Origin of the sequence: Pseudomonas sp. OVF7 (genome assembly GCF_030644265.1) — a bacterium.
In the GTDB taxonomy this organism is placed as follows: domain Bacteria; phylum Pseudomonadota; class Gammaproteobacteria; order Pseudomonadales; family Pseudomonadaceae; genus Aquipseudomonas; species Aquipseudomonas gorinensis.
On record NZ_CP128996.1, the window covers coordinates 1,521,214 to 1,542,281 of the forward strand.

General features: G+C 59.3%; 17 protein-coding genes. 5 read left to right on the forward strand and 12 right to left on the reverse strand.

Annotation, left to right across the window (positions count from 1 at the left end; genetic code table 11):
- Positions 1–15: 15 nt before the first annotated feature.
- From QU606_RS06730 to sdhC, 5 genes are all read right to left on the reverse strand, one after another.
- Entirely contained in the window at positions 16–2,847 is a 2,832-nt protein-coding gene (locus tag QU606_RS06730) for a 2-oxoglutarate dehydrogenase E1 component (RefSeq protein WP_024074303.1), read from the reverse strand.
- A 261-nt stretch (positions 2,848–3,108) separates the two neighbouring features.
- Complete coding sequence (locus tag QU606_RS06735; protein WP_024074302.1) at positions 3,109–3,813, reverse strand: succinate dehydrogenase iron-sulfur subunit; 705 nt, start codon at positions 3,811–3,813, stop codon at positions 3,109–3,111.
- A gap of 11 nt (positions 3,814–3,824) precedes the next feature.
- The gene (gene sdhA, locus QU606_RS06740) at positions 3,825–5,597 is read right to left on the reverse strand and encodes a succinate dehydrogenase flavoprotein subunit (protein ID WP_024074301.1); all 1,773 of its coding nucleotides are present in this window, start codon (positions 5,595–5,597) and stop codon (positions 3,825–3,827) included.
- A gap of 3 nt (positions 5,598–5,600) precedes the next feature.
- The gene (gene sdhD, locus QU606_RS06745) at positions 5,601–5,969 is read right to left on the reverse strand and encodes a succinate dehydrogenase, hydrophobic membrane anchor protein (RefSeq protein ID WP_024074300.1); all 369 of its coding nucleotides are present in this window, start codon (positions 5,967–5,969) and stop codon (positions 5,601–5,603) included.
- Positions 5,963–6,340: a succinate dehydrogenase, cytochrome b556 subunit gene (gene sdhC, locus QU606_RS06750; RefSeq protein WP_024074299.1), complete on the reverse strand. Its 378-nt coding sequence runs from the start codon at positions 6,338–6,340 to the stop codon at positions 5,963–5,965. Before sdhC ends, sdhD begins: the two co-directional genes overlap by 7 nt.
- A gap of 364 nt (positions 6,341–6,704) precedes the next feature.
- Between sdhC and gltA the strand changes: the two genes are divergently transcribed.
- Together gltA and QU606_RS06760 are read left to right on the forward strand one after the other, a co-directional pair.
- On the forward strand, positions 6,705–7,994 hold the full coding sequence (gene gltA / locus QU606_RS06755) for a citrate synthase (RefSeq protein WP_003222994.1): 1,290 nt from the start codon (positions 6,705–6,707) through the stop codon (positions 7,992–7,994).
- A gap of 120 nt (positions 7,995–8,114) precedes the next feature.
- Positions 8,115–9,490, forward strand: a protein-coding gene (locus QU606_RS06760; RefSeq protein WP_370531087.1) for an IS3 family transposase whose coding sequence is annotated in 2 segments (ribosomal slippage) — positions 8,115–8,595 and positions 8,595–9,490 — 1,377 coding nt in all. Because the reading frame shifts where the segments join, the coding sequence is not laid out codon by codon here.
- A gap of 207 nt (positions 9,491–9,697) precedes the next feature.
- Here QU606_RS06760 and QU606_RS06765 read toward each other — a convergent pair.
- From QU606_RS06765 to QU606_RS06775, 3 genes are all read right to left on the reverse strand, one after another.
- Entirely contained in the window at positions 9,698–11,356 is a 1,659-nt protein-coding gene (locus QU606_RS06765) for a cation acetate symporter (RefSeq protein WP_024074298.1), read from the reverse strand.
- Entirely contained in the window at positions 11,353–11,664 is a 312-nt protein-coding gene (locus QU606_RS06770; protein WP_024074297.1) for a DUF485 domain-containing protein, read from the reverse strand. The genes QU606_RS06765 and QU606_RS06770 overlap by 4 nt, the downstream gene beginning before the upstream one ends.
- Before the next feature lie 255 nt (positions 11,665–11,919).
- Complete coding sequence (locus QU606_RS06775; protein WP_024074296.1) at positions 11,920–12,771, reverse strand: glycine betaine ABC transporter substrate-binding protein; 852 nt, start codon at positions 12,769–12,771, stop codon at positions 11,920–11,922.
- 332 nt (positions 12,772–13,103) lie between these two features.
- Between QU606_RS06775 and QU606_RS06780 the strand changes: the two genes are divergently transcribed.
- A complete protein-coding gene (locus QU606_RS06780) occupies positions 13,104–14,657 on the forward strand; it encodes a glycosyl hydrolase family 17 protein (protein ID WP_069075580.1) in 1,554 nt (517 codons plus the stop codon).
- Positions 14,658–14,723: 66 nt separating this feature from the next.
- Here the strand turns inward: QU606_RS06780 and QU606_RS06785 are convergent, their stop codons facing one another.
- Complete coding sequence (locus QU606_RS06785) at positions 14,724–15,092, reverse strand: hypothetical protein (protein ID WP_024074294.1); 369 nt, start codon at positions 15,090–15,092, stop codon at positions 14,724–14,726.
- Between the two features lie 236 nt (positions 15,093–15,328).
- Between QU606_RS06785 and QU606_RS06790 the strand changes: the two genes are divergently transcribed.
- Positions 15,329–16,627 carry a serine protein kinase PrkA gene (locus QU606_RS06790; RefSeq protein WP_024074293.1) on the forward strand — a complete coding sequence of 433 codons (1,299 nt, stop codon included), beginning with the start codon at positions 15,329–15,331 and terminating at the stop codon, positions 16,625–16,627.
- The gene (locus QU606_RS06795; protein ID WP_024074292.1) at positions 16,620–17,408 is read left to right on the forward strand and encodes a VacJ family lipoprotein; all 789 of its coding nucleotides are present in this window, start codon (positions 16,620–16,622) and stop codon (positions 17,406–17,408) included. Before QU606_RS06790 ends, QU606_RS06795 begins: the two co-directional genes overlap by 8 nt.
- Before the next feature lie 56 nt (positions 17,409–17,464).
- On the opposite strand, the gene QU606_RS06800 is transcribed toward QU606_RS06795, so the two are convergent.
- The 3 genes from QU606_RS06800 to QU606_RS06810 all read right to left on the reverse strand — a co-directional run bounded on the left by QU606_RS06800 (position 17,465) and on the right by QU606_RS06810 (position 21,060).
- Positions 17,465–18,379, reverse strand: a complete 915-nt coding sequence (locus QU606_RS06800; protein WP_069075579.1) for a DUF808 domain-containing protein — start codon at positions 18,377–18,379, stop codon at positions 17,465–17,467.
- A 47-nt stretch (positions 18,380–18,426) separates the two neighbouring features.
- On the reverse strand, positions 18,427–19,713 hold the full coding sequence (locus QU606_RS06805; RefSeq protein WP_304998247.1) for a histidine-type phosphatase: 1,287 nt from the start codon (positions 19,711–19,713) through the stop codon (positions 18,427–18,429).
- A 69-nt stretch (positions 19,714–19,782) separates the two neighbouring features.
- Positions 19,783–21,060, reverse strand: a complete 1,278-nt coding sequence (locus QU606_RS06810; protein WP_024074289.1) for a histidine-type phosphatase — start codon at positions 21,058–21,060, stop codon at positions 19,783–19,785.
- Between the last annotated feature and the right edge of the window lie 8 nt (positions 21,061–21,068).

Here is a 21,068-nt window from a genome sequence, read left to right on the forward strand (position 1 = left end):
GTCAGCGCGAAGGCGTTAAACAGTGAAAGCATCTTGCAGCAGTTTTTCCTGCTGCTCGGCGTGCATCGACGCATAACCACAAGCAGGTGCAGCAGAAGCATCACGACCGGCATACTCCAGGCCCAGGGCCTTGTTGTGGTTACCGATGCTGCGACGCAGGTGATGCTGGCTGCTGTACCACGCGCCCTGGTTCATCGGTTCTTCCTGACACCACACGACATTCGTGAGGTTGGTGTAAGGCGCGATGATCTCCATCAGGTCATCTTCCGGGAACGGGTAAAGCTGCTCGATACGCACGATGGCGATGTCTTCGCGGCCTTCGGCACGGCGTTTTTCCAGCAGATCGTAGTAGACCTTGCCACTGCACAGGATCAGGCGAGTGACCTTGGCGGCGTCCAGCGTATCGATTTCTGGAATCACGGTCTGGAACGAACCATCCGCCAGATCTTCCAGGGTCGAGATGGCCAATTTGTGACGCAGCAGCGATTTAGGGGTCAGCACTACCAGCGGCTTGCGCAGCGGGCGGATCACCTGGCGACGCAGCAAGTGGTAGATCTGCGCCGGGGTGGTCGGCACGCACACCTGGATGTTGTGCTCGGCGCACAGCTGCAGGTAACGCTCCAGACGGGCCGAGGAGTGCTCCGGGCCCTGACCTTCATAACCGTGTGGCAGCAGCATGGTCAGACCGCACAGACGGCCCCACTTGTGCTCACCGCTGGTGATGAACTGGTCGATCACCACCTGTGCGCCGTTGGCGAAGTCGCCGAACTGGGCTTCCCAGATCACCAGCGCGTTAGGCGTAGTGGTCGAGTAACCGTATTCGAACGCCAGTACGGCTTCTTCGGACAGGAACGAATCGTACAGGTCGAAACGTGGCTGGCCTTCGTACAGGTTCTGCAACGGGATGTAGGTGCCCGCGTCTTTCTGGTTGTGCAATACCGCGTGACGGTGCGAGAACGTACCACGGCCGATGTCCTGGCCGGTCATGCGGATCGGGTGACCTTCGAACGCCAGGGTCGCGTACGCCATGGTTTCGGCATAACCCCAGTTGATCGGCAGGCCGCCGGCTTGCATCTTCTGACGGTCTTCGTAGATCTTCGCAACCTGGCGCTGTACCACGAAGCCATCCGGGATTTCCAGCAGCTTGGCGGACAGTTCCTGCAGGGTCTTCAGATCGAACGAGGTGTCGTGACGCGCCGTCCAGGTGTGACCCAGGTACGGACGCCAATCAACGAACAACTCTTTGTTCGGCTCTTTGACCAGGCTTTTTACTACATGCAGACCATTGTCCAGCGCGTTGCGGTATTCATCGATCTTCGCCTGAACACGCGCATCATCAACGATACCGGCCTTGATCAGGCTTTCGGCATACAGCTCACGGGTGGTGCGCTGCTTGGTGATCTGCTGGTACATCAACGGCTGGGTGCCGCTTGGTTCATCGGCTTCGTTGTGACCGCGACGGCGGTAGCAAACCAGGTCGATCACCACGTCACGCTTGAACTGCATGCGGTAGTCGACAGCCAGTTGGGTCACGAACAGCACGGCTTCCGGATCATCACCATTCACATGGAGGATCGGCGCCTGGATCATCTTGGCAACGTCGGTGGCGTACTCGGTGGAACGCGCGTCCAACGGGTTGCTGATGGTGAAGCCCACCTGGTTGTTGATGACGATGTGAACGGTGCCGCCGGTCTTGAAGCCGCGAGTCTGCGACATCTGGAAGGTTTCCAGGACCACGCCTTGACCGGCGAATGCCGCGTCACCGTGGATGGAAATCGGCAGGACCTTTTCACCGGTGGAATCGTTACGACGATCCTGGCGAGCACGGACCGAACCCTCGACCACTGGAGAAACGATTTCCAGGTGGGATGGGTTGAAGGCCATGGCCAGGTGAACTTCACCACCGGTGGTCATCACGTTGGACGAGAAGCCCTGGTGGTATTTAACGTCACCGGAACCCAGCTCGACCTTCTTCTTGCCTTCGAACTCGTCGAACAGCTCGCGCGGGTTCTTGCCAAAGGTGTTGACCAGCACGTTCAAGCGGCCACGGTGGGCCATGCCGATCACGATTTCCTTGGTGCCGTAGGAACCGGAACGCTGGATCAGCTCATCGAGCATCGGAATCAGGCTCTCGCCGCCTTCCAGGCCGAAACGCTTGGTGCCCGGGTATTTGGTGCCCAGGTATTTCTCGAGACCTTCGGCTGCGGTCACACGCTCAAGCAGGTGGCTGCGCACATCGGCGGACAACACCGGACGGCCACGCACGCCTTCGAGACGGTGCTGGAACCAGTGGCGCTGTTCGGAATCGGTGATGTGCGTAAACTCAGCGCCGATGGTGCGGCAATATGTCTGCTGCAACGCTTCGTGAATTTCGCGTAGGCTCGCTTCCTCTTTGCCGATGAACAGGTCGCCGGCACGGAAGGTCGTATCAAGATCGGCATTGGTCAAGCCGTAATGATTGATCGACAGGTCTGCAGGTGCAGGACGCTTCCAGAGCCCCAGCGGGTCGAGCTGGGCCGCCTGGTGGCCACGCATACGGTAGGCCTGGATCAGTCGCAGTACTTCAACTTGCTTCTTCTCGTGCTCACTGCTCACGCTTGCGGCGGAAACCGGCTGGGCGCGGCGCTGGTTCTTTGCCAGCAGCACGAACTGATCGCGAATTGTTGCGTGCGATACATCGGTGGCAGCGTTGCCGTCTGAAGACAACGTCTGAAATTTGGTGCGCCATTCTTCTGGCACAGCGTTAGGGTCGTGCAGGTAGAGCTCATAAAGCTCTTCCACATAGGCAGCGTTACCACCTGAAAGATAGCCGCTGTTCCACATGCGCTGCATCACGCTTTCTTGCATGCTTGGTCACCCTCGATTTGGGGACACCACCGGCGAAAACACCGAGTTTGCTTGCAAAAGGCCAAGTGCAGCGACCAAAACAAGCCACTTAGGATCACGCTGATAGTTCGGGTACCAACCCGAATGCCCCTGCTTGTCTCATTTCTTCAAAATAAGAGCCGCGGCTTTGTAAGTCGCTGCTCAAGTTAAAACTACGGCGCCGGTTGAAGCCTGCGCCGCAGCATTTACGGGCACAACGGTCCTGCTTTGCTACAACGTCAGTTACACGCCGCTTTGCAGCAACATGTTACGGATGTGACCAATGGCTTTAGTCGGGTTCAAGCCTTTGGGACATACGTTGACGCAGTTCATGATCCCGCGGCAGCGGAATACGCTGAACGGGTCATCCAGTGAAGCCAGACGCTCGGCAGTCTTGGTGTCACGGCTGTCTGCCAGGAAGCGGTACGCTTGCAGCAGAGCGGCTGGGCCCAGGAACTTGTCCGGGTTCCACCAGAAGGATGGGCACGACGTCGAGCAGCAAGCGCACAGGATGCACTCGTACAGGCCATCGAGCTTTTCACGCTCTTCCGGGGACTGCAGACGTTCGATGGCCGGAGCCGGCGTGTCGTTCTGCAGGAATGGCTTAACTTTCTCGTATTGCTTGTAGAAGATGCTCATATCGACGACCAGGTCACGGATAACCGGCAAACCTGGCAGTGGACGAACGATCAGCTTGTTGCCTTTAACAACGGCGGACAGCGGCGTGATGCACGCCAGGCCGTTCTTGCCGTTGATGTTCATGCCGTCGGACCCGCACACACCTTCACGGCAAGAGCGACGATAGGAGAAACCTTCGTCCTGCTCTTTGATCAGGGCCAATACATCCAGCACCATCAGGTCTTTACCACCGGTATCGACCTGGAACTCCTGCATGAACGGCGCAGCGTCCTGATCAGGGTTGTAGCGATAAACACTGACTTTCAACATGGCAGCCACCCTTAGTAAGTCCGAATCTTCGGTTCAAACGTCGGAACCGTCTTCGGCGAGAAGTTCACGGCACGCTTGGCAACGCGCTTTTCACCCGGGAAGTACAGGGTGTGGCACAGCCAGTTCTCGTCGTCGCGATCTTCATAGTCTTCACGAGCGTGAGCACCACGGGATTCCTTACGAACCTCAGCGGCAATCGCAGTCGCTTCGGCCACTTCCAGCAGGTTTTGCAGCTCAAGGGCTTCGATACGAGCGGTGTTGAACGCCTGGCTCTTATCGTTGATCTTGACGTTGGCGATACGCTTGCGCAGGTCAGCCAGCTGGGCAATACCCTTCTGCATGTATTCGCCAGTACGGAATACACCGAAGTAGTTCTGCATGCAGCTTTGCAGCTCGCGACGCAGGGTAGCCACGTCCTCGCCATCAGTACGCTCGTTCAGAGCGGTCAGACGTGCCAGGGCCGCTTCGATGTTGGCGTCGGTAGCGTCATCGTATTCGATGCCGTCGGTCAGCGCCTTTTCCAGGTGCAGGCCAGCAGCACGACCGAATACCACCAGGTCGAGCAGCGAGTTGCCGCCCAGGCGGTTGGCGCCGTGAACCGATACGCAAGCCACTTCGCCCACGGCGAACAGACCATGGATGATCTCGTCCACACCGTCTGCGTTCTGGGTGATCGCCTGGCCATGAATGTTGGTCGGAACACCGCCCATCATATAGTGGCAAGTCGGAACAACCGGAACCGGGGCAACGACCGGATCAACGTGCGCGAAGGTCTTGGACAGCTCGCAAATACCTGGCAGGCGGCTGTGCAGCACTTCTTCGCCAAGGTGATCGAGCTTGAGCAGCACGTGATCGCCATTCGGGCCACAGCCGTTACCGGCAATGATTTCCTTGACCATCGAACGGGCTACAACGTCACGACCGGCAAGGTCTTTCGCGTTCGGAGCATAGCGCTCCATGAAACGCTCGCCGTTCTTGTTGATCAGGTAGCCACCTTCACCACGGCAACCTTCGGTAACCAGTACACCAGCGCCGGCAATACCGGTCGGGTGGAACTGCCACATTTCGATGTCCTGTACCGGCACGCCAGCACGCAGTGCCATGCCGACGCCGTCACCGGTGTTGATCAGGGCATTGGTAGTCGAAGCGTAGATACGACCTGCACCACCGGTCGCCAGAACAGTCGCCTTGGCGCGGATATAGGTGGTTTCACCGGTTTCGATGCAGATGGCGATCACGCCGACGAATGCGCCGTCCTGGTTTTTCACCAGGTCAACCGCGTAGTACTCGTTCAGGAACGTGGTGCCGGCTTTCAGGTTGCCCTGATAAAGGGTGTGCAGCAACGCGTGACCGGTACGGTCGGAGGCGGCGCATGTACGGGCAGCCTGGCCGCCTTTACCGTAATCCTTCGACTGGCCGCCGAATGGACGCTGGTAGATACGGCCCTGCTCGGTACGGGAGAACGGCAGGCCCATGTGGTCCAGCTCGAACACCGCGGCCGGGCCTTCCTGACACATGTATTCGATAGCGTCCTGGTCACCGATGTAGTCGGAACCCTTGACGGTATCGTACATGTGCCAGCGCCAGTCATCGTTCGGGTCGGCAGACGCGATGGCGCAGGTGATGCCACCCTGGGCCGATACGGTATGGGAACGCGTCGGGAACACCTTGGTGATCACGGCAGTCTTGTGACCGCCCTGAGCCAGCTGCAGCGCTGCGCGCATGCCAGCACCGCCACCACCAATAATGATGGCGTCGAAGGAAATAGTTGGAATGTTAGCCATGGATCAGATACCCCAAAGAATCTGCACACCCCAGACGAAGTAAGCGAACATCGCGACGCCGCATACTGCCTGGAAGAGAAACCGTACTGCGGTCGCGGGCTTGCCCAGCGCCATCGGCGTCAGGTAGTCGGTCGCGATGGTCCACATGCCGACCCAGGCGTGAGCGCCCAGGGCTACAAGGGCCAGCAGACTGAAGATTCGCATCGCATTGTGGGAAAACAACCCGTGCCATTGCTCATAGCCAATGCCCGGGTTTGCGACGAGGTATCCGATCAGGAAAATGAAATAAGCCGCGAGAACGACCGCAGACACACGCTGTGCCATCCAGTCATAGAGGCCCGAACGCGACAGATTCGTTACGCTGGTTACCATATCCAAACTCCTGCCAGAACGATCAGCACCACGGAAATGGCGATGACGATTTTCGAGCCGCGGCGGCCGCCTTCCAGCGTCTCACCGATGCCCATATCCATAATCAAGTGGCGCACGCCGGCTACCAGGTGATAAAGCAGAGCGGACAGGAGGCCCCATGCTACGAACTTGGCCAGCGGGCTGGTCAAGCATGCCTTCACCTCGGCATAACCTTCCTCGGAACCCAGGGATTTGCTCAATGCATAAAGCATGATGCCCAGGCCCAGGAACAGGATGATGCCGGAAACACGGTGCAGGAACGACGTAACGCCGGTGATGGGGAGTTTGATGGTCCTTAGGTCAAGGTTTACAGGTCGTTGGCTATTCTTCACGGCTTTTTTTCACACTGAAGAGCCCCTAACAATCAGGGCAAAGTTGTAGGGGAGTGCACTGGTCAGGTAAGCACCACCCAGGGAGTGCGACCCCCAATGAAAGCAAGCCCAAAAGCCCTTGGCGGTCGGTGGCCGAGTATAGACAGTTAGGTTACTAATGACAACGCGCGCACCTCACCCTAATAGCGGATTGCGCTGGAGGGATAAAAGGCGTAAATGGCAGTCAATTTCGAGGAAAAAGTACGGTTAAAGCCTTCTGGAGCAAGACTTTAGGCAAATTGACATCTGAATTTATCTCACTATAGTGGTGCGGGCCCTGCGTGGGGGGTCTGTCTGATGATTTGAAGCATAAATAGGAGGCCACATGGCTGACAAAAAAGCGCAGTTGATCATCGAGGGCGCAGCCCCCGTCGAGCTGCCCATTTTAACCGGCACCGTTGGTCCCGATGTTATCGACGTACGGGGCCTGACGGCCACGGGCCGTTTCACTTTCGACCCAGGCTTCATGTCGACCGCCTCTTGCGAGTCGAAGATCACCTATATCGATGGCGATAATGGCATTTTGCTGCACCGGGGCTACCCGATCGAGCAACTGGCTGAAAAATCGGACTACCTGGAAACCTGCTACCTGCTGCTAAATGGCGAACTGCCAACAGCCGAGCAAAAAGCCCAGTTCGTCAGCACCGTCAAGAACCACACCATGGTTCACGAGCAGTTGAAGACCTTCTTCAACGGCTTCCGCCGCGACGCCCACCCGATGGCCGTCATGTGCGGTGTGGTTGGCGCCCTGTCTGCCTTCTATCACGACTCCCTCGACATCAATAACCCGCAGCATCGCGAAATTTCCGCGATCCGCCTGGTTGCCAAGATGCCGACCCTGGCCGCAATGGTTTACAAGTACTCCATGGGACAACCCATGATGTACCCGCGCAACGACCTGACGTACGCGGAAAACTTCCTGCACATGATGTTCAACACCCCGTGCGAGATCAAACCGATCAGCCCGGTACTCGCCAAGGCAATGGACCGGATCTTCATCCTCCACGCCGACCACGAGCAGAACGCCTCCACCTCTACCGTGCGCCTGGCAGGCTCTTCGGGTGCCAACCCGTTCGCCTGTATTGCCGCCGGTATCGCCGCACTGTGGGGCCCTGCCCACGGCGGTGCAAACGAAGCCGTACTGACCATGCTCGATGAAATCGGCGATGTCTCGAACATCGACAAGTTCATCGCCAAGGCCAAGGACAAGAACGATCCGTTCAAGTTGATGGGCTTCGGTCACCGGGTCTACAAGAACCGCGACCCACGCGCCACCGTCATGAAGCAGACCTGCGACGAAGTGCTGAAGGAACTGGGCATCAACAACGATCCGCAACTCGAACTGGCCATGCGCCTGGAAGAGATCGCCCTGACCGACCCGTACTTCATCGAACGCTCGCTGTACCCGAACGTCGACTTCTACTCGGGGATCATCCTCAAGGCGATCGGCATTCCAACCAGCATGTTCACCGTGATCTTCGCCCTGGCGCGGACCGTGGGCTGGATCTCCCACTGGAAAGAAATGCTCTCCAGCCCGTACAAGATTGGCCGCCCGCGCCAGCTGTACACCGGCTACGAGTCGCGTGACATCACCAAGCTGGAAGATCGCAAGTAAGCATCGCTTAGTTGCACCGAAAACGGCCTCCCTCAGTGGAGGCCGTTTTTGTTTGTGCCGCCTGGTCTACTGAAGTGCGCCCCAGAAGTTGGACACCCATCCAATTTCTGGGGCGTTTTCATGAGCAAGTACACCACGCAGTTCAAGCTATCTGCCATCACCGCTTTCCTTGAGCGAGGCCGAGGGTTTCGCCGGGTCGCCGCTCAATTTCAAATGGACCCCACCTTGCTTCGTCGTTGGGTCGAGGCTTATCGATTACACGGTGAGGCCAGCTTGAGCAGTACCGGCCAGCGTTACAGTGCCTTGTTCAAGTTCTCTGTTCTACGGCGCATGTGGGATGACTCCCTTTCCTTGCGCCGCGCAGCGGCGCTTTTCAACTTGGGGGATTCCACTCAGGTGGGCAGATGGCAACAGCAGTATTACAGTGGCGGTATTGAAGCCCTGGAGTCAGGGAAAAGAGGACTGAGCACCGCTATGCCTAAACCACCTGCTAAACCACGCAAAACCGCTGCCCCACTCACCAGCCCTGAGCCTGAGCACAAGACGTTACTTGATGAGCTCCAATACCTACGGATGGAGAACGCTTATCTAAAAAAGCTTGGGGAGTTAGGCGAGGCGGTGATGAGGCGGGAGAAAGAACAGAAGAAAAAGCCCGATTAGTCAGTGAGCTTAAGCAACACTTTCCCTTGCGTGACTTGCTCAAGCTAGTGAGCCTTGCGCGAAGTACGTACTACTACCAACTCAAGGCGATGGGCGTTGCGGACCGATTTTCCTCGATCAAAGCTTCTATCCAGACCATCCAAAACGAGCATAAGGGCCGCTTTGGTTACCGTCGGATGACGCTAGAACTACGTAAAGAAAGATCGCTGATCAACAGTAAAACGGTACGACGACTGATGGGGGAGCTGGGTCTGAAATGCACGGTGCGGCCTAAGAAATACAGGTCGTATAAAGGGCCGATGGGCGAAGTGTCGCCCAACACCTTGGCTCGTCAGTTCGAGGCTGAGCAACCGAATCAGAAATGGGTGACGGATGTCACCGAGTTCAAAGTGGCCGGCAAAAAGCTGTACTTGTCCCCAGTTTTGGACTTGTACAACGGAGAAATCGTGGCCTATCAGACGGCAATACGTCCCCAATATGCCTTGGTGGGCGAGATGCTGGAAAAAGCTATTGAAGGCTTACCTGAGGGCGGCAAGCCTATGCTGCATTCAGATCAAGGCTGGCACTATCGATATCCAAAGTACCGGGAGAGGCTAGAAAAAGCAGGGCTGGAGCAAAGCATGTCACGCAAAGGAAACTGCCATGACAACGCCACAATGGAGAGTTTCTTCGGCACGCTGAAGTCAGAGTTCTACTATCGGGAAAGCTTTGAAAGCGTGGAGCAGTTGCAAGCGGGGCTGGATGAGTACATCCATTACTACAACCATAAGCGAATCAAAGTGAAGCTTGGCGGACTGAGCCCTGTAGCGTACAGGACCCGGTCCGCTGTAGCCTAACCAACAGCTGTCCAGCTTTTGGGGCGCACTTCACTACCGCCATCGGGGGCAAGCCCCCCTCCCACATTGAACTGCATTCCAAATGATGTACTCGGTTAACGGTGAGAGGGGGCTTGCCCCCGATGACATTGGTACAGACAACCCGGAACCCCAGAAAAAAAATGCCCCGGCCTTTCGACCGGGGCATTTCCTTATCCAGCTACTACCTTAGTGAGAAACCGCCCCACTCGCCCCCAGGCCAGTCTGCGAACGCACAAACTGCGGGAAGTACAGCGCACGTTCCTTGACTGCCGCCGCCGACTTGTCGGTGATGGAGAAGAACCAGATACCGATGAACGCAATGATCATCGAGAACAACGCCGGATATTCGTACGGGAAGATCGCTTTCTCATGGTGCAGGATCGAGACCCAAATGGTTGGCCCCAGGATCATCAGGCCCACCGCGCTGACCAGGCCCAACCAGCCGCCGATCATCGCGCCACGGGTGGTGAGATTCTTCCAGTACATGGAAAGCAGCAACACCGGGAAGTTACAACTGGCGGCGATGGAGAACGCCAGGCCGACCATGAACGCAATGTTCTGGCTTTCGAACAGGATACCCAGGCCGATAGCCAGCACCGCCAGGGCGATGGTGGTGATCTTCGAGACGCGGATCTCGTCCTTCTCGTTGACCCTGCCTTTCCTGATCACGCTGGCGTACAGGTCATGGGACACCGCCGAGGCACCCGCGAGGGTCAAGCCGGCTACCACTGCCAGGATGGTGGCAAACGCCACGGCCGAGATGAAGCCCAGGAAGATACTGCCGCCCACCGCATTGGCCAGGTGCACCGCCGCCATGTTGTTACCGCCCAGCAAGGCACCTGCCGCATCCTTGAACGCCGGGTTGGTACTGACCAGCAGGATCGCGCCGAAGCCGATGATGAAGGTCAGGATGTAGAAGTAGCCGATAAAGCCAGTGGCATACAGCACGCTCTTACGCGCTTCCTTGGCATCGCTCACCGTGAAGAAGCGCATCAGGATGTGCGGCAGGCCGGCGGTACCGAACATCAGCGCCAGGCCCAGGGACAATGCCGAGATCGGGTCTTTCACCAAACCGCCGGGGCTCATGATCGCCTCACCTTTAGGGTGAACCTTGATCGCCTCGGAAAACAGCATGTTGAAGTCGAAGTTGACGTGCTTCATCACCATCAGCGCCATGAACGAGGCACCGGACAACAGCAGCACGGCCTTGATGATCTGCACCCAGGTGGTTGCCAGCATGCCGCCGAACAGCACGTACATGCACATCAGGATACCCACCAGGATCACCGCCACATGGTAATCCAGGCCGAACAGCAGTTGGATCAGCTTGCCCGCGCCAACCATCTGCGCAATCAGGTAGAACGCAACCACCACCAGCGAGCCACATGCCGACAGGCTGCGGATCTGGGTTTGCCCGAGGCGGTAGGACGCCACGTCGGCAAACGTGTATTTGCCCAGGTTACGCAGGCGCTCGGCGATCAGGAACAAAATGATCGGCCAGCCCACCAGGAAGCCGATCGAGTAGATCAGGCCATCGTAGCCAGAGGTATAGACCAGTGCGGAAATCCCCAGGAAGGACGCGGCCGACATATAGTCGCCGGCAATCGCCAGGCCGTTCTGGAAACCGGTGATCTTGCCGCCGGCCGCGTAGTAGTCGGCCGCCGACTTGTTGCGCTTGGATGCCCAATAGGTAATGCACAATGTCGCGCCGACAAAGGCCACGAACATCAGGATCGCTGGAATATTCAGCGGTTGTTTGTGCACTTCACCGGTCAATGCATCCGCCGCCCAGACAGCGGGCGCGAAGACCGAAGCGCCGAATACAGCCAATAGACGACGGATCATTGCGCAGCCTCCTTGAGAATCGCATTGTTCAGGTCGTCGAATTCGCCGTTGGCGCGTCGTACGTAGATGCCGGTGAGGACAAAGGCCGAGACAATCAGCCCGACACCGATGGGGATTCCCCAGGTGATGGATGAACCGGGGCTGAGTTTAGCGCCCAGTATTTGCGGCCCGTAGGCGATCAACAGGATGAATCCGGAGTAAAGCCCTAGCATGATCGCCGAGAGAATCCAGGCGAACCTTTCCCTTTTTCTCACCAGCTCCTTGAAGCGCGGGCTGTTTTGAATCGAGAGGTAAATGCTGTCGTTCATTGTTTTTATCCTCGCAGCACAGCTTTTTTATTATTGGAACGTATCCACTGTATGCGGCTGCCGTAGAGGTTCCAGACGACCTTAGTCTTAGATCGAGTGTAGCGAGGGATCGGGAGAATGCAGGAGGATTTGCAGGGGATGAAATTAATGTGGGAGGGGGCTTGCCCCCGATGACAGTGTGTCAGCCAGCACATCGATAGCTGACAGATTGCCATCGGGGGCAAGCCCCCTCCCACAAAGGTATATCAGGGTCTGTTACTTACCGATCCACTCGGCTACACGCTCAGGGTGCTTTGCAACCCAATCCTTGGCCGCTGCATCAGGCTTGGCGCCCTCTTGAATGGCCAGCATGACTTCGCCGATTTCGTCCTTGGAGGCCCACTGGAATTTCTTCAGGAAGGCCGCGACTTCCGGCGCTTTCTTCTCCAGGCCCTTGCTGCCGATGCTGTTGACGGTTTCAGCAGCACCATAAATCCCTTTTGGATCGTCCAGGAAACGCAGTTTCCACTTGGCGAACATCCAGTGTGGCACCCAACCGGTGACCGCGATGGATTCCTGCTTGTCTTCGGCACGGGTCAGTTCGGCGATCATTGCGGCGCCGGAGCTGGCTTGCAGCTTGTAGTCCAGGCCATAAGCCTTGATGGCTTCGTCGGTCTTGAGCATCACGCCTGAACCGGCGTCAATCCCAACGATCTTGTTCTTGAAGGTGGTATCGGTCTTGAGGTCTTCGATGGACTTGGCCTTGACGTACTCCGGCACGATCAGGCCGATCTTCGCATCCTTGAAGTTGGGGCCGTAGTCGACCACCTTGTCCTTGTTCTTGGCCCAGTACTCACCGTGCGTCACGGGCAGCCAGGCGGAGAGCATGGCGTCGAGCTTGCCGGTGGCCACACCCTGCCACATGATCCCGGTGGCGACCGCTTGCAGTTTCACGTCATAACCGAGCTTTTCCTTGATCACCTCTGCCGCCACATGGGTGGTGGCAACGCTGTCGGACCAGCCGTCCACGTAGCCGATGCTCAGGGTCTTGCTGTCGGCGCTGGCCAGTGTGGAGCCCATCGCAACTACCAGAGTGGCAGCTGCGCCCAAGAGTCGTCGCATCTTCATAGTACTTCCCCGAAAGTGCTGCGCCCGACGGATGCCGAGCGACGTCAACCTGTTGTTATGTGGTGCACCGCGCCCCCTTCACGCGCATCGATTCGGCTGTTGCGACATCAGTGGAGTGCTGACACTTCGATCATCAACCTGCGCCAATCTTCGACCTGCTCTGTCCGCGACCTCAGGTAAGCAAGAAACGACATCACATCGCCAGCAAGTCATTTTGTAGGACATAGCGCCACAATCCCGCCCGAACTTTGCATGTCAAAATTATGCTGCTGCACTGGGACGGGCTAAATCCGGGTAAGATGCGCGCCTTTGCTCCCCCAGATAAGCCGACCATGCCCGCCAATGCCCGCTTCCCTGCCCTGCCCTATTGCTTCGCCCTGATCCTTGCCGTGCTTGCCCTTGTCGGCTACTGGTATGGCCTCGGCCGGCCGGTGGTCCTGCCGGACGTCGCCAGCGCCAGCCACAAACTGCAATGTGCGTCCTACACGCCATTCGACAAGGACCAATCGCCGTTCGACCAGCCGTTCACGCTGCGCCCCGAGCGCATGGACGCCGACCTGGCCCTGCTCGCCACCCGCTTCGAATGCATCCGCACCTATTCCATGACCGGCCTGGAAGCCTTGCCGGACCTGGCGCGCAAGCATGGGTTGAAGTTGATGATCGGCGCCTGGGTCAACAGTAACCCCGTCGACACCGAGAAAGAAGTCGACGCCCTGATCGCCTCGGCCAATGCCAACGCCGACGTGGTGACCTCGGTGATCGTCGGCAACGAAACCCTGCTGCGCAAGGAAGTCACCGCCGCGCAGTTGGTGAAGCTGATCCATAAAGTCAAAAGCCAGATCAAGCAGCCGGTCACCTACGCCGATGTCTGGGAGTTCTGGCTGCAACACCCGGAAATCGCCCCGGCGGTAGATTTCCTGACCATTCACCTGCTGCCGTACTGGGAAGATGACCCGTCGGGCATCGACCAGGCGCTCAAGCATGTAGGGGATGTGCGCCAGACCTTCGGCAATAAGTTCGCCCCCAAGGACGTGATGATCGGCGAGACCGGCTGGCCGAGCGAAGGCCGCCAGCGCGAAACCGCCGTGCCGAGCCGAGTCAATGAAGCCAAGTTCATGCGTGGTTTTGTCGCCATGGCTGAGGCCAACGGCTGGCGCTACAACCTGATCGAAGCCTTCGACCAACCGTGGAAGCGCGCCAGCGAAGGCGCCGTAGGCGGTTACTGGGGCCTGTTCGATGCGGATCGCCAGGACAAGGGCATCCTTGCTGGCCCGGTGACCAATGTGCCGTACTGGCCACTATGGCTGGGCATGGGCGGGCTTATCCTGCTGGGCACCCTGGTGCTCGGTGGCCGCGTCCGCAGCACCTGCGCTGCCTGGTTGTTGCCGCTGCTGGGGGGCGTCGCGGCCTGCTCTATCGGCACCTGGGCCGAACTCACCCGCGTGACCGCACGCTTTAATGATGAGTGGGTATGGGCCGGCTTGCTGGTGGCGCTGAACCTGCTGGTGCTGGCCCATGCTACCCTGGCCCTGAGCACTCGCCATGGTTGGCGCGCGCGTGCCTTCGACTGGCTGGAGCACCGCGCCGGTTGGCTGGTGGCGACGGCCGGGTTCGCGGGCGCGGTGATGATGCTGGCACTGGTGTTCGACCCCCGTTATCGCAGCTTCCCAAGTGCCGCGCTGGTACTGCCCGCCTTGGTCTATCTGGTTCGCCCGGTGACCGGGCCGCGCCGGGAAATTGCCCTGCTGACCTTTATCATCGGTGCCGGCATTGCGCCGCAGCTGTACCGCGAAGGGCTGTTCAACCAGCAGGCATGGGGCTGGGCGCTGGTCAGCGTGTTGATGGTAGTGGCCTTGTGGCGGTGCTTGCGGATGCGCAAGGCTTAAGACCGCCATCGGCTGTCGCCCTCTCCTTACAAATGTGGGAGGGGGCTACGCTTCGGATCAGCCCTATCAGGCGCCCCGCGGCTGCCTGACCAACCGCAACCCCGCAATCACTACCGCAAACACCGCAAACGTGGTGTTGTACAACGCCAGGGCCGGGAACCCGAACACCAGGCCCAACACGGCCAAGCCCCACCCCGCACGACCCGGCACGAAAAACGCCAGCACCGAGGTCACCAACGCAGCCCAGCCCATCACTTTGAAGTGAATCATCAAGCCCAGGTTCGACCGCACCTGGCATTCCCAGCGGCTGGCCTCATCGGCACAGATGCCAACCCACTGGCCATCCTCCATGAAGCCGTAACGTGCGGCATAACTGGCAGCCAGCCATAACGGCAGGGCGATAAGCAGCAGGATCAACGGCAAGCGGCGGGACATGGAGCACTCCGAAAGGCAAAAACGGCGCTCAGCTTAATGCGCCAGCGGCCGTTAGCAAGATACATACACACAATTAGTGTTCACCAATACGTGGCAAAGTGTATCGTCTGCCGACTATTACCCCGATTCCGACGTTTTTTTCCGACTTTTCGTGCCGAAGGCTGGCACTTCGGTGGCAACGCGGTGGTCATAGCCTGCGAACTTCATTCAGCACGTTTCCTCTTAGGGATTAAGTCATGCTCCGTTCCTTGCGCTGTGCTGCCTTGCTGGGCAGCCTATTTTTGAGTGCGTCAGCACTGGCCGTCGACATTGACCAAGCCAGCTATGGCTTCCCTTTGACGAACCCGTTCGAAGCGACCATCGCCACCACCCCGCCTGACCTTCGGCCCAAACTGCCGACCGACGACGAGATCAACCAGTCCGACTACACCCTGAACATGCGCCCCGAGCGCGAATTCAGCCTGCCCGACAATTTCTGGGCGGTGAAGAAACTGACCTACCGCATCGCCAAGCAGGATCGCGCCGCGCCGCTGATCTTCCTGATCGCCGGCACCGGCGCGCGCTTTGACAGCAGCATCAACGAGTACCTGAAAAAGCTGTATTACCAGGCCGGCTACCACGTAGTGCAATTGTCTTCGCCGACCAGCTTCGACTTCATCGCCTCGGCTTCGCGCTTCGCCACCCCCGGCATCAGCCAGGAAGATGCCGAAGATATGTACCGCGTGATGCAGGCCGTGCGCGCACAGAACGCCTCGCTGCCGGTGACCGACTTCTACCTTACCGGCTACAGCCTTGGCGCCCTGGACGCGGCGTTTGTCAGCAAGCTCGACGAGACCCGTCGCAGCTTCAACTTCAAGAAAGTGCTGCTGCTTAACCCACCGGTCAACCTGTATACCTCGGTCACCAACCTCGACAAGCTGGTACAGACCGAGGTCAAGGGCATCAACAACACCACCACTTTCTATGAGCTGGTGCTGAATAAACTGACCCGCTACTTCCAGCAAAAGGGCTACATCGACCTCAACGATGCCCTGCTCTACGACTTCCAGAACTCCAAGCAGCACCTGACCAACGAACAGATGGCCATGCTGATCGGCACCTCGTTTCGCTTCTCGGCGGCCGACATCGCCTTCACCTCGGACCTGATCAACCGCCGCGGCCTGATCATCCCGCCGAAGTACCCGATCACCGAAGGCACCAGCCTCACGCCATTCCTCAAGCGTGCGCTGCAATGCGACTTCGACTGCTACCTCACCGAGCAGGTAATCCCGATGTGGCGCGCCCGCTCCGATGGCGGCAGTCTGTTGCAACTGGTTGACCAGGTCAGCCTGTACGCCCTCAAGGACTACCTGCACGACAGCCCGAAAATTGCCGTCATGCACAATGCCGACGACGTGATCCTGGGCCCCGGCGACCTCGGTTTCCTACGTAAAACCTTCGGCGATCGCTTGACCGTCTACCCACTGGGCGGCCACTGCGGCAACCTCAATTACCGCGTCAACGCCGACGCCATGCTGGAGTTCTTCCGTGGCTAAATATCTTCTTCTGCTCGCCGCTTTAATGTGCGCAGGCGTGGCCAATGCCGACAACAGCAAGGCCCACACACCGACCGTAGTAGATTCCGACGGTTTCAAGGAACCGCTGACCAAACTCAAGTTCAACCCGGGCCTGGACCAGCGCGAGTTCGAGCGTTCGTCGCTCACTGCACTCAACGTGTATGACCCGCTGGAGTCGTGGAACCGCCGCGTTTACCACTTCAACTACCGCTTCGACCAATGGGTGTTCCTGCCGGTGGTCGACGGTTACCGCTACGTCACGCCAAGCTTCCTGCGGACCGGCGTGAGCAACTTCTTCAACAACCTGGGCGATGTCCCCAATCTGTTGAACAGCCTGTTGCAGCTCAAGGGCCATCGCTCCCTGGAAACCACCGGGCGCCTGTTGCTCAACACCACCATCGGCATCGCCGGCCTGTGGGACCCGGCTACCGCCATGGGCCTGCCGCGCCAGAGCGAAGACTTCGGCCAGACCCTGGGCTTCTACGGCGTACCCGGCGGCGCCTACCTGGTGCTGCCGATCTTCGGCCCGTCGAACCTGCGCGACACCACCGGCCTGATCGTCGACTACGGTGCCGAAACCGAGATCAACTTCCTGAACGTCTCCGAAGTCAGCTCCAACCACCCGGAAATCTGGGCCCTGCGTGCCGTCGACAAGCGCTACCAGACCAGCTTCCGCTACGGTCAGATGAACTCGCCGTTCGAGTACGAGAAGGTGCGCTACATCTATACCGAATCACGCAAGTTGCAGATTGCCGAGTAAATAACGCCGACAAAAAAGGCCATTCGATTGAATGGCCTTTTTTTTGTGTCGGCGATTTATGCCTTGAGCGCTTTCCAGATCTTGCCCACCACGCTGACCAGCGCCAATACGAGCGCCCCAGCGATAACCCCCGCCACCGCATTCAGTAACGTCGGCATCAACCACGCCAATCCACCGGTGCTCTGGCTCACGCCCTCGATCCAGTGATGCACCACCGGCACGCCATGGGTCAGGATGCCGCCGCCGACCAGGAACATCGCCGCCGTCCCTATCACCGACAAGCTCTTCATCATGTACGGCGCCGCCCGCAGGATCCCGCCGCCGATACTGCGCGCCATCTGGCCGGGCTTCTGGGTGAGCCACAGGCCCAAGTCATCCAGCTTGACGATACCGGCCACCAGTCCGTAGACGCCGATGGTCATGACAATGGCAATGCCCGACAGCACGATCACCTGTTGCATCAAGGGCGCATCGGCCACGGTGCCGAGGGTGATGGCGATGATTTCCGCCGAGAGGATAAAGTCGGTGCGGATCGCCCCTTTGATCTTGTCCTTTTCAAAGGCCACCAGATCGGTTGCCGGGTCGGCCACGGCTTCGACCAATTGCGTGTGTTCGGCCTGGTCTTCAGCTTTGCTGTGCAGGAATTTATGCGCGAGTTTCTCAAAGCCTTCGAAACACAGGTAGGCGCCGCCGAGCATCAACAACGGCGTCACCGCCCAGGGCGCGAAGGCACTGATCAACAGCGCAGTGGGCACCAGGATCAACTTGTTGATAAACGAGCCCTTGGCCACCGCCCACACCACCGGAATTTCCCGTTCGGCGCGCACACCGGAAACTTGCTGGGCGTTGAGCGCCAAGTCATCGCCGAGCACGCCGGCGGTCTTCTTGGCGGCCATCTTGGTCATCAGGGCGACATCGTCGAGGACGGCGGCGATGTCGTCGATCAGTACCAGTAAGCTGCTTCCTGCCATGTTCCGCTCCTCGGAAAAGTTTTGCCGAGGATAGGAGGCTCGGGGGGTTATGGATAGTGGTAAGGCGTCAGCGCGGTGCGATCGATGTTTCGATCCAGCCGTTGCAAGGCACTGGCTAATGGACACAGTACGCCCGCGTTTGTGTCGACACAGCCCTCAGCACCGGCCATATCGGCGTGTAACGGCGGCTGAGACATCGACAACGGCGTCAACTGACGAATCTGCTCCAGGGACTGCGCCTCGAACGCCACCCGCAGGAAATAGCGCCCGCTCGCGACCTGCTTGTAGCGCTCGAATTGCAGGCTGCCCACCGGCGGGATATTGCCCTCCAGGTAGTCCCCCAGGGTCCAGCGAAACCCCAGCAGCGTGCGCAGGTAGGAAATATTGGTGTCATGGGCCACCAGCAGGGTGAAACGCGCGTCGGGCGGCATGCCCAGGGGGTCTGGCGCGGCCTGTGGCGTGCCTTGTTTGAGCGCCAGGGAAATCTGGTTCATCAGTTGCGAACCACCGCGGCTGGCGATGTACAGGCTGTCGTTGATGAAGTCGTACTTGGCCTTGGTCAACGCAGTCAGTTGAGACACCTGCTGCGCACTGCGCCCATGGCCAAAGGCGACTTGATCCAGCGGCAAGCCTTCGCTGTACTCCAGGCGAAAGGTCTCGCCGAGGTTGGCTTGGGTGTTCAACCCCTTGATCGCCAGGCGACCGTCTTCATCCTGGGTCAATTGCCAAGGCTCAGCCGCGTAGGCACACGCGCCGGACGTACCGCAGATCACCTTGCGCAATTGCTGTTCAGCCTCGTGGTAACGGGCTTGAGCACCGGCCACGCTACCGCCCATGCGGGCCAGCACGCTGTCTTCAGCGCGCTGCGGGTCCAGGCGAGCGAAAGGCATTTTGTCGGCCTGGAACAGCGCATCCTTATCGCCCTGCACCACGCTCGGTTGCAACCCGCAGCCAGGAAACAGGCCATCGAGCAACGCCGACGCCGTGGCCTGGGTGCGTTGCAGGGGGCTGGCGCGCACAAACACTTCACCGGGCGCCGGGCAGCCATTGGGCAGCAGGCCGGCGGCGCGCAAGACCTGGCCACGATAGCGGCCCATCTCCACGGCCGCTGCGTAACCGTGGCCGGTCAAATGCCCATCCGGCACCGACCAATTGGGCAACCCGCGACCGGTGACCTTGGCCAGTTTCGCACTGTCGGTGGGCGGGCGTACGCCGTGGCGGCTGACCTGCACCACCTTGTCCAGCACAAAACCGTCGGCGGGCGCGGCCTGGGTCTGGAGTGAACCCAGACCGGCCAGTAACAAGGGGGTCAATCGTACGAAGCAAGCGAACATAACGGTGTCCTGTGTCGGGTCTACGGAGGGCCATTCCCACGCTGGACGAACGGGAATGGCCATGCCGGATCAGGGATAGCGGTAAGCGGTCAGCGCCGTGCGGTCAATGGCGCGACCCGTGCGCTCGACAAACTGCGCCATCGGGCACAGGGTACCAACAGCGGTGTGCTGGCAGCCTGGCTGATCGAAGTCGGCTTGCAACGGTGGATGCTCAGGCCCCAGACGTTGCAGGGCGCGTATCTGATCCATGCCCTGGGTGATAAACCGCGTGCGGATAAAGCGCTCACCGGTCTGGGTGTCGCGGTAGCGCTCGAACGCCAAGGTGCCGGTGGGCGGGATATTGCCCGGCTGATACTCGCCAAGTTGCCAGGTAAACCCGAGCATCGTGCGCAGGTGCGAGATATTGGTGTCGTGGGCCACCAGCATCAACAGGCGCGCCGGCGGCGGGTTGCCCAGCGGATCATTTTTCTCCAAGGGAGTGCCCTGTTCCAGGGCCAGCACAATCTGGTTCATCAACTGCGAGCCGCCACGGCTGGCAATGTGCGGCGTGTCGTTGATGAAGTCGTATTTGGCCCGGTGCAGACGCCCCAGGGCCGAGACTTGCGCAGCATCGCGAGCATGGCCGAAGGCGACATCGGTCAGGGGCATGCCCTCGCTGTACTGCAGGCGAATGGTCTCGGCCATCGACGACGCCTTATCCAGCCCCTTGATCTTGAACCGCCCGCCATCCCCTTCTTTCAAGGCCCATGGCGTGTCGAAGAACGGGCACGCCTTGCCCACTTCGCACACCGCGTTTTTCAGGCGCTCCAGGTCCGGGCGCAGGCGCTCCTCGGCGGCTTGCAGGTTACCGCCCAGGGCTTGCAGGATCTGGGCCTTGGCGATGGCCGGGTCGATCTTGGCGAAAGGCATTTCATCTGTCTGGAACAACGGGTCTGGCTTGTTGCGTGCAAGGGCTTTTTCGCCGCAGCCGGGGAACATGCCATCGAGCAGCGCGGCGGCGGTGGAACGCGTGCGCTGCTTGGGACTGGCCACGGCGACCAGGCTCCCAGCTTGCGGACAGCCACTGGCCAACAGGCCGGCATCGCGGTAATACGCCGCTTGCCAGGCGCCCATGTAACTGGCGGCCAGGTAGCCATGGCCGGTCAGTTCGCCATCCTGCACCAGCCATGGGGTCCAGGCACGGCCGGTGGCTTTGACCAGCTTGTCGGTATCGGTGGGTGAGCGCACGCCATGGCGGCTGACCTGCACGGCTTTTTCCAGCACGTAATGGCTGGCTTCGGCAGCCTGGAGGCCGGTGCATAGCGTCAGCGCAGCCGCAGCCAGGCCCATACGATTGAATAGGGTCATGCTCAGGT